Source organism: Pseudomonas sp. RIT-To-2 (assembly GCF_029623465.1).
GTDB classification, from domain to species: domain Bacteria; phylum Pseudomonadota; class Gammaproteobacteria; order Pseudomonadales; family Pseudomonadaceae; genus Aquipseudomonas; species Aquipseudomonas silvicola.
This window is the reverse complement of record NZ_JAPYKM010000068.1, coordinates 1-12,730: the sequence shown is the minus strand read 5'-3', so window position 1 is coordinate 12,730 and position 12,730 is coordinate 1. Positions and strand designations below refer to the sequence as shown.

The 12,730-nt window shown below is 64.1% G+C and carries 10 protein-coding genes and 1 pseudogene; 2 read left to right on the top strand and 9 right to left on the bottom strand.

Annotation, left to right across the window (positions count from 1 at the left end; translation table 11 throughout):
* Together QBK88_RS30060 and ligD are read right to left on the bottom strand one after the other, a co-directional pair.
* Positions 1-1,453: pseudogene (locus QBK88_RS30060) on the bottom strand (autotransporter outer membrane beta-barrel domain-containing protein); the annotation flags it as partial.
* Positions 1,454-1,778: 325 nt separating this feature from the next.
* Positions 1,779-3,401, bottom strand: a complete 1,623-nt coding sequence (gene ligD, locus QBK88_RS30055; RefSeq protein WP_277964936.1) for a non-homologous end-joining DNA ligase — start codon at positions 3,399-3,401, stop codon at positions 1,779-1,781.
* A 332-nt stretch (positions 3,402-3,733) separates the two neighbouring features.
* Between ligD and QBK88_RS30050 the strand changes: the two genes are divergently transcribed.
* Positions 3,734-3,994 carry a DUF1652 domain-containing protein gene (locus tag QBK88_RS30050; RefSeq protein ID WP_277964935.1) on the top strand — a complete coding sequence of 87 codons (261 nt, stop codon included), beginning with the start codon at positions 3,734-3,736 and terminating at the stop codon, positions 3,992-3,994.
* 51 nt (positions 3,995-4,045) lie between these two features.
* On the opposite strand, the gene QBK88_RS30045 is transcribed toward QBK88_RS30050, so the two are convergent.
* The 3 genes from QBK88_RS30045 to QBK88_RS30035 form a co-directional block, all read right to left on the bottom strand.
* Positions 4,046-4,453 (bottom strand): hypothetical protein, encoded by a 408-nt coding sequence (locus tag QBK88_RS30045; protein ID WP_268143547.1) that lies wholly within the window; start codon positions 4,451-4,453, stop codon positions 4,046-4,048.
* A 214-nt stretch (positions 4,454-4,667) separates the two neighbouring features.
* On the bottom strand, positions 4,668-4,943 hold the full coding sequence (locus tag QBK88_RS30040; protein ID WP_011061856.1) for a peptidylprolyl isomerase: 276 nt from the start codon (positions 4,941-4,943) through the stop codon (positions 4,668-4,670).
* Between the two features lie 36 nt (positions 4,944-4,979).
* A complete protein-coding gene (locus QBK88_RS30035) occupies positions 4,980-7,160 on the bottom strand; it encodes an ATP-binding protein (protein WP_277964934.1) in 2,181 nt (726 codons plus the stop codon).
* Between the two features lie 87 nt (positions 7,161-7,247).
* Between QBK88_RS30035 and QBK88_RS30030 the strand changes: the two genes are divergently transcribed.
* Entirely contained in the window at positions 7,248-8,402 is a 1,155-nt protein-coding gene (locus QBK88_RS30030) for a PilT/PilU family type 4a pilus ATPase (RefSeq protein ID WP_268143543.1), read from the top strand.
* Positions 8,403-8,468: 66 nt separating this feature from the next.
* Here QBK88_RS30030 and QBK88_RS30025 read toward each other — a convergent pair whose 3' ends face one another.
* The 4 genes from QBK88_RS30025 to yejB all read right to left on the bottom strand — a co-directional run.
* Positions 8,469-9,239 (bottom strand): 3-hydroxybutyrate dehydrogenase, encoded by a 771-nt coding sequence (locus tag QBK88_RS30025; RefSeq protein ID WP_277964933.1) that lies wholly within the window; start codon positions 9,237-9,239, stop codon positions 8,469-8,471.
* A 15-nt stretch (positions 9,240-9,254) separates the two neighbouring features.
* Entirely contained in the window at positions 9,255-10,841 is a 1,587-nt protein-coding gene (locus QBK88_RS30020) for an ABC transporter ATP-binding protein (RefSeq protein WP_277964932.1), read from the bottom strand.
* 7 nt (positions 10,842-10,848) lie between these two features.
* Complete coding sequence (locus QBK88_RS30015) at positions 10,849-11,871, bottom strand: ABC transporter permease (protein ID WP_277964931.1); 1,023 nt, start codon at positions 11,869-11,871, stop codon at positions 10,849-10,851.
* On the bottom strand, positions 11,871-12,730 hold an 860-nt coding region (gene yejB / locus QBK88_RS30010), incomplete at its 5' end, for a microcin C ABC transporter permease YejB (RefSeq protein WP_277964930.1). The genes yejB and QBK88_RS30015, both read right to left, overlap by 1 nt.

Genomic DNA, 12,730 nt, shown 5'->3' with positions numbered 1-12,730 from the left:
GTGTCGCCGGTGTGGTCGGCGTGACAGGCGTTTCCGGGGGCACCGGCGCGGCAGGGGCAGAGGCGGGTGGCGCGGCCGGTGCCACCACACTGGAGCGCAGAAACCAGCTGTTCTCGGTGCCCGCCGTGACGCCGCCCTTGAACAGGTAGTATTGATACGCGCCTGCCGACAGATTGTTGGCCAGGCTGAACGCGGCGTCGGAACTGGTGGCGCCCTGGGTGGCCTGGACCACCTGAATGCCGTTGGTGGTGGTCAGCGCGCCCAGGCCGCCGGCGTTGGCCACGGCGAGCGCCGTGGTGCCGCTCAGGGTGCCTTGCGCCACCACCAACTGGTCAGATGCGGCGTCGTCGCCCGCCAGCAGGCTCTGCACGCGAAGGTTACCGTTGTCGCCCACATAATTGCCCACCACGGTCAGGCGGTTGAGCGTCGGGGTGCCGCCGCGGCTCAGGTCCACCAGGCCGGCGTTGGTCACGGTGACGTTCTGCCCGGCCACTGCGGCAGTGACGACCCCGGTGGTCGCGCCGAGGGTGCTGCTGGCATCGATGTTCAGGTTGCCGGTCAGGCTGCCCGGGTCGCCGAGGGTAAGGGTGTCCGCCAGGTCCAGGGTGCTGGCGTTGGTCAGGTTGACGTTTTCCCAGAGCTGGTAGCGGTTGGCTCGGGTGAGGGTGCTGTGGTCGAAAATGAGCGTGTCATTGCCCAGGTTGCCCACCAGCAGCGGTGTAGGGCCCAGGATGCTTTCGTCGAGGTTGGCCAGGCGTGCGGTGTCATTGCCATCGCCCAGGGAAACCACCCCTTTGATCGTACCGCCGCCGTCCCAGGTGAAGCGGTCGTCACCGGTGCTCATCAGCACCTGGCCACCGACTTCGCCACCGGTGATGGTCAGCGAATCGGTACCGGCGCTCATGCTGATGTTGCCGCCGATGCGTCCACCCGACAGCACGATGGTGTCACGGCCCAGGCCCGTGACCAGATTGCCCAGAATGGTGCCGCCGCTCATCACAAAGATGTTGTTGTCCAGCTTCATGTCGACGCGGCCGATGGTGCCGCCGCTGAACTCGGCCACATCGCCATCTTCGAAGGCACCCACGATGGTGCCACCGGTCATGACGAACTGGTCGCGGCCATCCCCCTGGTTCAGCGAGCCGATGCTGCCGCCACTCATGAAAAAGCGATCGATGCCGGCGCCTTGCTCGACGTTGCCGCTGATGGTTCCGCTGTATACCTGGATATCGTCGGCGCCCCCGCCGAACCTCACGTTGCCGGCCAACTGCCCAGTGCCGGCGGTGGGCAGGATCAAGGTGTTGCTGCCTTGGGTGTCGGTGAGCGTCGTACCGGTGCCGCTGTCGCAGACATAGACGTCGTCACCGTCCGAGGGAGCGAACAGGCAGGCAGCCTGGGTTGTCTGCAACACGAGGGGGAGAAGGCTGCCGATCAACATGCGTTTGTACGACATACGGGCCACCCGCTTGAAGCGTATGGTCGGTATCTAGGACTTGTGTAACAGTTTCGACAACTGTCAACTTTGACAGTAGCGCTTTCGGCGCGGCGGTTTGCGGTTGTTGAATGAGGTAGGGCCAGTTGCTGGTCTCAAGGACTGCCCAGCCCACCATCCCATAAAAAAAGGCCACTGCCCTCGGGGTTGGGGTTCTCCGGGCAGTGACCATTCAAAGGGCAAACGCAAGACCATCCTGGTCAGGCCGAAGCACAATAGCCTTCGCGCTAATAATAAGCCAGCTAACAATTAGTGAAACACCTTTTCAGCCTCTACAACAATCGCCTCAACCGTGCGGTGGCTCGGCTCCCAGTTGCGCCCACATCCGTGCGGTAAGGCGCTGGCGGTTGTCGTAACCCTTCCAGGGGTCCTGCGGCAGGGTTTCCAGGCGTTCGAGGATGTTGCCCGCGTGCCAGTGCCGGGCGCTGGTCAGGCCCTGCAGTTCTTCCCGGGCGACTGGCGTGGACACCGGCAGGCCAGGGCGGGCGCGCAGGGAATAGGCCGCGGCCATGCAGCCATCGCGTTGGTTGCGCAGGTAGTCGACGAAGATTCTGCCGACGCGCGAGCGGGGGCCCTGCGCGGCAGTGAAGCGTTCCGGCATCTGGGTCATCAGGTAGTGGGAAATGGCCTTGGCAAACGCCCGTACCTCGTCCCAGCCAGCATGGCGTGCCAGGGGGATGACCACATGCATGCCCTTGCCGCCACTGGTCTTCAGGTAGCCGCGCAGCCCTAACTCGTCCAGCAGTGCCAGGGCCTGTGTGGTGCCCTCCAGTACGGCGCGCCACGGCACCGTAGAGTCGGGGTCCAGGTCCAGCACCAGCCGGTCGGGGCTGTCCAGGCGCTGGCTGCTGGCCCCCCAGGTATGGAATTCAACGGCGCCGCGCTGCACGGCTTCAATCACGCCCGGCAGCCGGTCGATCTGCATCAGGCGCCCGTGGCCGGTATCCAGCGCCGGTGCCAGCAGGTTGATGTGGGGCACGCTGGGGTGCTCGGTGTGGCGTTGCAGAAACAGGTCGCCTTCCACCCCGTGGGGCGCGCGCATCAGCGCGACCGGGCGGGCCTTGAGTTGGGGCAGCAGCCAGGCGCCCAGACGCTGGTAGAGTGCAGCCAACTGCAGGCGGCTGGTCTGGCTCTCACGGTCGATGATGCGTTCAGGCTCGTGCAAGGAGACGCCTGCTACCGATTCGCGGTGCCCGTCGCTGAAGTCGTGGGACGGCTCGTCCGTATGGCGCGCCTGGGTCTCGGTGAGCGGGGCGCCGTGTTGCTGATCGATGTGGCAGTCCAGCTTGATCCAGTCCAGGGTGCGCTGGCCATCCTGGTAAAAACTGCCGCGGCGCTTGCCGATCACACCTTCATGGTTGAGGGCGCACACGCCCTCCAGGATGTCCGGGGTGGCGGCGGTGAAACTTTCTGAAAAACGCAGCAGGCTATGCCGGCGGGTCCCCAGAAGACGCTTGAGTTGCGAGCGTCGGGTTTCCAGGGGCTGCTCGCGCAGGTCATGGCCATCGTGAAAGGGCAGGTCGAACAGGTAGTACTGAAGGTCCTGGCACTGGCCTGCCTCAAAGGCCTGCTGCAAGGCGGTGTAGTCGGCCACGCCATGGGCATCGGCTTTCACCAGCTTGCCGTCCAGCCAACTTTCCTTGAGGTTCAACGCGGCGATGGCCTGGGCCTGACGTGGCAGCTCAGCGGTCCAGTCCGTGCCTTCGCGGTTGAACAAGCGTACCTGGCCTTCGCTCACCCGGCTCATCAGGCGGTAGCCATCGTGCTTGATTTCAAATAACCAGTCGCCCTCCGGGGGCTGCTCGACCCGCGTGGCTCGTTGTGGGGCCAGCAAGGTGGGCAGGGGGGCTGGCTCTGAGGGGGAGTCGGCAGCGGCGCTGCGACGGTCTTCGCTCAACGGCTTGGCCATGGTGATTTTCCTGGTGAGACGGCTGGAAATCCTCACAGCAGATGACCGTGGTCAACGGCGCAAAGTTTCAGCTCCCACGTAGGGTGCATTTTGCAGGATCACCGCCCTCAAAACGGGCAAGTTGCATGATGGCTATTTGGCTTTATGGGGGTAAACCGTTGATTCACAAGGAGGTGGATTGCTAGCTTGATAGGCATGAAAACTGCTGGGCTACTGGGCAGGACCCAGACCACCAGACCGGTGGTTCAGCGCGCAATCAAATAGCCATCTAGGCTGTCCGAACGACCGCTGTATCAATCACGGATGCTACCAACAAGAAATGGAGCGTTACCATGCTGTCCACCCTTGAACTGCGCAATATCATCGAATCCGGCTTTTTACCCCTGCGCTGCCAATGCACCGTAGCTCAGGACCAGTCCCTGACCATCAAGGTGTTCGACCAGGCGCGCGAGGGATCGGACTTCACGTTTACCGGCATCAAGCCCCAGCAGCTCAACAGTAGCCGGGCTATCTCCAACCTGATCGCCGGGTTGCGTGCAGACCTCAAGGGCCAGCCCCTGAACGAGGTCAGGCGTCAGGGCGAGCGTATCTGACAGCGGCCTATACCGATCAAACGGCGGCTTGGGAAGGCCGCCGTTCGTGTTTCAGCGCGAGGCCTGCATCTGTCGCAGGCTGGCGCGTTCGCCATTGCCGACACTGATGAAACCCAGGCCCAGCGCCAGTTCGGCGAAGACCGACACCAGGATGCCCGGCCCCGCGTGGCCGCTCAGCCAGTCGTACATGCCCAGCAGGCCCAGCGCCAGGCAGCCGACCATGAAGCCTCGCACCAGGGCTGCCCGTGCAGGCGATGGTGGGCAGTTGCGCACGCTGAAGAACATCACCCCAACCCCCAGCAGCAACGCGGCGATGCGCCGGCCCATCAGGGCTGACACTTCACTGTGGGGAATGTCCCAGAAGGCCAGCAGCCGCTCGGCCGCTACCCCCCAGATCAGTGCCAGGGCGAAACAGAGGAAGGCACAAAAGAACGCAAGTCGACGGAATGTCAGGGGCATTTCGGATCCTTGAAAAAATGGTGCATCCAGCGGAGAGGTGCATATTAGCGCGGTCGCCGGTCTTTGGGCATGTGAATTTGGTATCGGGCAAGTGCCTACAGCCCCTGAATGGGGCGGCTAAAACGTGCTGTATGTGTCGGTTCGATGAACCATGTGGCAGCGGGACCGAAACGGGGAGGGGTACCGAGCCTGGCAAGCTGCGCTTGCACTGCCCTCAGTCGCGGAAGAACACCTGCACCAGGTGGTAGCCGAACTTGCTCTTGATGGGGCCGTGCACCGTACGCAGGGGTTTCTTGAAAATGACCTGGTCGATGGCACCTACCATTTGCCCGGGGCGTACTTCGCCCAGGTCGCCTCCGCGCTTGCCCGAGGGGCAGGTGGAGTATTTCTTCGCCAGCACGTCAAAGGCTTCGCCCTTGGCGATGCGTTGCTTGAGTTGTTCGGCCTCTTCGGCAGTCTTGACCAGAATGTGGCGAGCTTGAGCTTTCATGACGCGGCCCCCTGAGCGGTGGTAAAAAGCGCGGGATTATGCCGCAAAACCGCCGTCAGGGGCGGGTTGATTGATCATTTCGCGAATCTTGTTGGCCAGCAGGTCGATGGAGAACGGCTTCGTCACCATGTCCATGCCTTCGGCCAGGAAAGTGTGGCGCTCGGCGGCCTTCTCGGCGTAACCGGTCATGAATAGTACCTTGAGGCCAGGGCGATGCTGGCGGGCGATTTCCGCCAGTTGTCGGCCATTGAGCCCCGGCAGCCCCACGTCGGTCACCAGCAGGTCGATGCGCAAACTTGATTCCAGCAGCGGCAGGGCTGCCTTGGCGTCGGCGGCGGGGTGAGCCTGGTACCCCAGTTCGTCGAGCACATTGAGCACCAGCATGCGCACGGCTGGGTCGTCCTCCACCACCATCACGCACTCGCCATGCCTGGCCAGTGGGGCGCCCTGGGGCGCCAGCACCGCCGGCCTGCTGTCGGGTTGTTCGTTGTGGCGTGGCAGGAACAGGTGCACGCACGTGCCACGGCCTGGTTCGCTGTCAAGGCTGACGTGGCCACCTGACTGCTGGGCGAAACCATAGATCATGGACAGCCCCAGCCCTGTGCCCTGGCCGATGGGTTTGGTGGTGAAGAACGGGTCGAAGGCCTTGGCCAGGATGGCGGGCGTCATGCCGGCACCATTGTCGCAGACGCTCAGGCGCACGTAATCGCCGGGCTTGATGGCCTCGGGGCCACCGCTTGCCTGGGCCACCGTGAAGTTGCCGGTCTCAATGCGAATCTCGCCCCCTTCCGGCATCGCGTCGCGCGCGTTGATCACCAGGTTCAACAGGGCATTTTCCAATTGGTTGGCGTCGGTGTTGACCGGCCAGGTCTCGCTGGCAAGGCGGATTTTCAATTCGATGTGCTCACCCTTGGTACGGCTGAACAGCTCTTCGAGCGAATGCACCAGCTGGTTGGGGTCCAGCCGCTTGCGGTCCAGTGACTGGCGCCGGGAGAACGCCAGCAGCCGGTGGGTGAGGGCGGCGGCGCGGTGGGCGGAACTGACAGCGGCGTCGATGAAGCGGCTGATCTCGTGGCTGCGCCCGGCGTTGATGTAGCGCTGGATCAGGTCCAGGCTGCCAATGATGCCGGTGAGCATGTTGTTGAAGTCATGGGCGATGCCGCCAGTCAATTGGCCCACCGCTTCCATTTTCTGCGCGTGACGCAGCGCGTCTTCGGCGCGTTCGCGCTCCTGCATCTCGGTGTGCAGACGGCGGTTGGCCTCGGCCAGCGCTTCGGTGCGCTCGGCCACCCGCTCCTCCAGGGTTTCGTTGAGGCGCACCAGGGTCTTTTCCGCCTCGCGGCGCTCAGTGATGTCGATGGAGGCGCCGACGAAGCGTATGGGCCGGCCATGGTGGTCATTGTGGCTACGCCCGCGGGCGAATACCCAGCGCACCTCGCCGTCCGGGCGCAGCAGCCGGTATTCGTTGGCGTATTCACCGTCGCTGTGCACGCAGGCATTGATACTGCGCGCCACCTTGCCGCGGTCGTCGGGGTGCACGCCCTGCAGGTATTCGCCGATGGGCATTCTCCCCGCCAGGCTGGGGTCCACGCCGTGCAGCTGGGCAAAGCGGGCGTCGGCCTGGAACAGGTCTTCGCGGATATCCCAGTCCCAGGTGCCCACGCCGTTGGTGGCCTCCAGGGTCAGTTGCAGGCGCTCTTCGGTGTCGAGCTGAGCCTTGACGCTGGCCTCGGAACGGCGCTGCAATTCGTCGGTGACCCGGCGCCGCTCGTTGGCTTCGATAGCGGTCACCAGAATGCCGGCCACCACCCCCGTCTCGTCGCGGATGGGGCTGTAGGTCAGGTCCAGCCAGACTTCGGCGGCGCCGTTGTCACGGGGAAGGGTGAAGCCCTGTTCCACGTAGGTGCGCACCTCGCCTTGCAGCACGGCCTGGTAGATGGGGTCGGTGAAGTCCTTGAGCTGCGGCCAGATCAGGTCCACCGGCTGGCCGAACGCCCGCGGGTGGTTGCTGCCCACCAGGTGGGCAAAGCCGTCGTTGTACAGTTGGCACAATTGCGGGCCCCATAACAGCAACATCGGCATGGGCGAATGGATGACGATGTCAACCGCTGTGCGCAGGCTTTGCGGCCATTGGCCAGGCGCTGGCAACGGGCTGTCACCGTGGGGCAGTTGCTCGATCAGTTCGGCGATGCTGCGGCCGACGGGGGTACCGCTCATTAGACTGGTCCTTTGATTTGCATGGCGGGCTGGTCTACCGCCAAGCTATAGCTTACTTTTCTATCAATGCCCTGTGGACCCACGTATATGGAAATCCAAGCCCTGCTAAAAATCCTCGCCAGCCAGGACGGTTCGGATCTGTACCTGTCCACCGGGGCACCGCCCTGCGCCAAGTTCAATGGCGTGCTCAAGCCATTGTCGGCCGAGGCGTTGAAACCTGGCGAAGTGGCGGCCATCGCCGCCGATATCATGGACAGCGAGCAGCGCATCGATTTCGAGCGCGACCTGGAAATGAACTTGGCCCTGTCGCTGTCGGGCGTCGGCCGTTTCCGTATCAACATATTCAAGCAGCGCAATGAAGTGTCCCTGGTGGCACGCAACATCAAACTCGACATTCCGCGTTTCGAAGACCTCAAGCTGCCACCGGTGCTGCTGGAGACCATCATGCAAAAGCGCGGGCTGGTGCTGTTCGTCGGCGCTACCGGCTCGGGCAAGTCCACTTCGCTGGCGGCGTTGATCGATTATCGCAACCGCAACAGCAGTGGCCATATCATTACCATTGAAGACCCGGTTGAATATGTTCACCGGCACAAGAAGTCGATCATCAACCAGCGCGAGGTGGGTGTCGACACCCGCAGTTTCCAGGCGGCCTTGAAAAATACCTTGCGCCAGGCCCCTGATGTCATCCTGATCGGCGAAATTCGCGACCGCGAGACCATGGAACATGCCCTGGCTTTCGCCGATACCGGCCATCTGGCGATTTCCACCTTGCATGCCAACAATGCCAACCAGGCGCTGGACCGCATCATCAACTTCTTCCCGGAAGACCGGCGCCCGCAGTTGCTCAACGACCTGGGCAACAACCTGGTGGCCTTCGTGTCACAGCGCCTGGTCAAGACCGTGGACGGCAAGCGCCGGGCGGCGGTGGAGGTGATGCTGGGCACAGCGACCATTCGCGACCTTATTCACCGGGGCGAATTTGGCGAGCTCAAGGGCATCATGGAAAAGTCAGTGAACCTGGGCATGAAAACCTTCGACCAGGCGCTCTATGAGCTGGCACTGGAAGGGGCCATCGATGAAGAGGAAGCGCTGAAGAACGCCGACTCGCAGAACAACCTGCGCCTGCGCCTGAAACTGCACCAGGAAAAGGGCTTCGACCCCAGCACCCCGCCGGCACCGCCGACGCCGGTGCAGGACATCGACAGCGCCGACTGGAACCTGGTGGACGACGAGAAGCCGTAGCCGCGGACCCGGCAGCGTCACCGGCGCCGCGCAGTATCAGGCACACGGCCAGGCGCTGCGCCTGGATCACTGCGCCAACCACCCTCCATCCATGTTCCACGCCGCGCCGCGCACCTGGCTGCCGCCTTCGCCGCACAGGAACAACACCAGTTCACCCAATTGCTGGGGCGTGACGAACTCCAGCGACGGCTGCTTTTCGGCGAGCAGGTCCTGCCGCGCCTGTTGCGGGTCGATGCCGTCGGCGGCGCGGGCGTCGATCTGTTGTTGCACCAGGGGCGTCAGCACCCAGCCCGGGCAGATGGCATTGCAGGTAACCCCGGTTTTCGCCGTTTCCAGGCCCACGACCTTGGTCAGCCCGATCACCCCGTGCTTGGCCGCCACGTACGCGGCCTTTCCCGTGGAACCCACCAGGCCATGCACCGAGGCAATGTTGACGATGCGCCCCCAGTCACGCTGGCGCATGCCCGGCAGGGCCAGGCGGGTGGCGTGGAATACCGCCGAGAGGTTGATGGCGATGATCGCATCCCAGCGCTCCACCGGGAACACCTCCACCGCCGCCACGTGCTGGATGCCGGCATTGTTGACCAGGATGTCGACGCCGCCGAATTCGGCCTGGGCGTAGGCGAACATCGTTTCGATCTCGCTGGGGTGGCTGACGTTGGCGCCATGGTGGCCGACCTTCACCCCGTGGTGGGCAAACTCGGCGAGCACCGCCTGGGCGTCACCGAAGCCGTTGAGAATCACATTGGCCCCCGCGGCGGCCAGGGCATGGGCAATGCCCAGGCCGATGCCGCTGGTGGAACCGGTGATCAGTGCGGTCTTGCCGTTCAGGGTCATGGGCGTGCCTCCAGGTCAGGGCTGCTCGGCCTGCACATGGGCGGCCAGCAGCAATTCACGGGTATAAGGGTGTTGCGGCGCTTCGAACAGGTCATGGCTGGGGCCACGCTCCACTACCTGGCCGTCCTTGACCACGATCACATCGTGGGCCAGGGCCTTGATCACCGCCAGGTCGTGGCTGATGAACAGGTAGGTCAGGCCATGGTCGTCCTGGAGTTGGCGCAGCAGGGCGACGATCTGCTTTTGGACCGTTCGGTCGAGGGCGGAGGTGGGCTCGTCCAGCAGGATGAGGTCGGGCTTGAGCACCAGGGCGCGGGCGATGGCGATGCGCTGGCGCTGGCCACCGGAAAACTCATGGGGGTAGCGGTGCCGGCTGGCCGGGTCCAGGCCAACTTCTTCAAGCACGCGGATCACCCGCCGCTCGCGGTCTTCGGCGTCGCAGGGCACATGCACTTCCAGGCCTTCGCTGATGATCTGCTGCACCGACAGCCGCGGGCTGAGGCTGCCGAAGGGGTCCTGGAACACCACCTGCATGCGCTTGCGCCATGGCAGCATCTGCTTGGGGCTCAGGCCTTGCAGTGGCTGGCCGTCGAAGCCAATGGCGCCTTCGGAGTCCAGCAGGCGCAGAATGGCCTGGCCCAGGGTCGACTTGCCCGAGCCCGACTCGCCGACGATGCCCAGCGTCTTGCCTTTCTGCAGGCTCAGGCTGATGCCGTCCACCGCCTTGATGTATTGGGGCTTGCGCAACAGGCCGCCGCCGGTGGCGTACCACACCTTGAGGTCATCGACCTGCAACAGGCTGGGCCGCTCGTGTCGCGGCAGGGGCTCGCCGGCCGGCTCAGCGTTCATCAGCACGCAGCTGTAGGGGTGTTGCGGGCGGCAGAACAGGGTTTCGGTGTCGGCCTGTTCGACGATCTCGCCGGCGCGCATCACGCACACGCGCTGGGCGATACTGCGTACCAGGTTGAGGTCATGGCTGATCAGCAGCAACGACATGCCCAGGCGCTGCTGTAACGACTTGAGCAGGTGCAGGATGCGCCGCTGCACGGTCACGTCCAGCGCCGTGGTGGGTTCGTCGGCGATCAGCAAGTCGGGTTCGCAGGCCAGGGCCATGGCGATCATCACCCGTTGCCGTTGGCCACCGGAGAGCTGGTGCGGGTACGCCTTGAGGCGCTTTTCCGGGTGCTGCAGGGCCACCAGCCGCAGCAGTTCCAGGGTGCGCGCCTGGGCAGCCTTGCCGGTCAGGCCGCGATGCACCAGCAGGGTCTCGCCGATCTGTTTTTCCACCGTGTGCAGCGGGTTGAGCGACGTCATCGGCTCCTGGAAGATCATCGCCACGCGGTTGCCGCGGATCTCGCGCAGCGTCGCCGCCGGCGCCCCCAGCAGCTCGGTGCCACGGTAACGAATGCTGCCCTGGCTGTGGGTGCCGATGGTGGGCAGCAGTTGCAGGATCGAGTGGGCCGTCACCGACTTGCCCGAGCCCGACTCGCCCACCAGGGCCAGGCATTCACCCACGGGGATGTCGAGGTTGAGGTCTTTCACCGCCACGTGGCCGTTGAACTCGACCCGCAGGTTGCGTATTTCGATCAGGTGTTCGCTCATGCTCGCCTCAGGCGCGTGGGTCGAAGGCATCACGCAATGCCTCGCCGATGAACACCAGCAACGACAGCACCAGTGCCAAGGTGAAAAAGGCCGTGAACCCCAGCCACGGTGCCTGCAGGTTTTCCTTGCCCTGGGCGATCAGTTCGCCCAGTGAGGCGCTGCCCGCCGGCATGCCGAAGCCCAGGAAGTCCAGGGCGGTCAGGGTCGAAATGGCGCCGGTGAGGATGAACGGCAAGTAGCTCAGGGTAGCGTTCATGGCATTGGGCAGGATGTGCCGGCGGATGATCTTGGCGTCATTCAGGCCCAGGGCCCGAGCGGCTTTCACGTACTCCAGGTTGCGCCCGCGCAGGAATTCGGCGCGCACCACGTCCACCAGGGCCAGCCAGGAGAACAGCGCCATGATCCCCAGCAACCACCAGAAATTCGGTTCCACGAAGCCGGACAGGATGATCAGCAGGTACAGCACCGGCAGCCCCGACCACACCTCCAGCAGGCGCTGGCCGAACAGGTCGACCCAGCCGCCGTAATAGCCTTGCAGCGCGCCGGCGAGGATGCCGATCAGCGAGCTGATGAACGTCAGTGCCAGGGCGAACAGAATCGACACCCGCGCACCGTAGATGACCCGGGCCAGCACATCGCGGCCCTGGTCATCGGTGCCCAGCCAATTGCTGGCGCTGGGCGGGCTGGGCGCCGGTTGGGTGAGGTCGTAGTTGGGCGTGTCGGCGCTGAACGGGATAGGCGGGAAGTACAGGTGCCCGCCGCTATCGGTGATCAGCTTGCGCACATAGTCGCTGCGGTAGTCGGGCTGGAAGGGCAGCAGGCCGCCAAACTCGGTTTCGGTGTAACGCTTGAAGGCCGGGAAATACCACTGGCCGTGGTAGCTCACGGCCAGGGGCTTGTCATTGGCGATCAGCTCACCGCCCAGGGTCAGGCCGAACAGGGCCAGGAACAGCCACAGCGACCACCAGCCACGGCGGTTCTGGCGAAATCGCTGCAGGCGCCGGCGGGACACCGGTGACAGGCGCTTCATCAGGCAGTCCTCGCGGCGAAGTCGATACGCGGGTCGACCAGGGTATAGCACAGGTCACCCACCAGTTTTATCAGCAAGCCGAACAGGGTGAAGATGAACAGGGTGCCGAACACCACCGGGTAATCCCGCGCCACGGCGGCCTCGTAGCTCAGGCGGCCGAGGCCGTCGAGGGAGAAGATCACTTCGATCAGCAGCGAGCCGGCGAAGAACACACTGATGAACGCCTGGGGCAGGCCGGCCACCACCAGCAGTATGGCGTTGCGAAACACGTGGCCGTACAGCACTCGCCGCTCGCTGACGCCCTTGGCACGGGCGGTGACCACGTACTGGCGGGTGATTTCGTTGAGAAACGAATTCTTGGTCAGGATGGTGAGGGTGGCGAAACCGCCGATCACCAGCGACAGTACCGGTAGCACCAGGTGCCAGAAGTAGTCGGCCACCTTGCCCAGGGGGGACAGCTGGGCGAAGTTTTCCGAAACCAGCCCGCGCACCGGGAACCAGTTCAGCTCGGTGCCGCCGGCGAACAGCACGATCAACAGCATGGCGAACAGAAATGCCGGCATGGCGTAGCCGATGATGATGGCGGTGCTGCTCCAGATGTCGAAATGGCTGCCATGGTGCACCGCCTTGCGGATCCCCAGGGGAATGGACACCAGGTAGGTGATCAGCGTCGCCCAGAAGCCCAGCGACAGGGTCACCGGCATCTTGTCCAGAATCAGGTCGGTGACCTTGGCTCCACGGAAAAAGCTGTTGCCGAAATCCAGGGTGGCGTAATTCTTCAGCATCAGCCACAGGCGTTCGGGGGCCGGTTTATCGAAACCGTACTGGCGCTCGATATCCTTGATCAACTTGGGGTCCA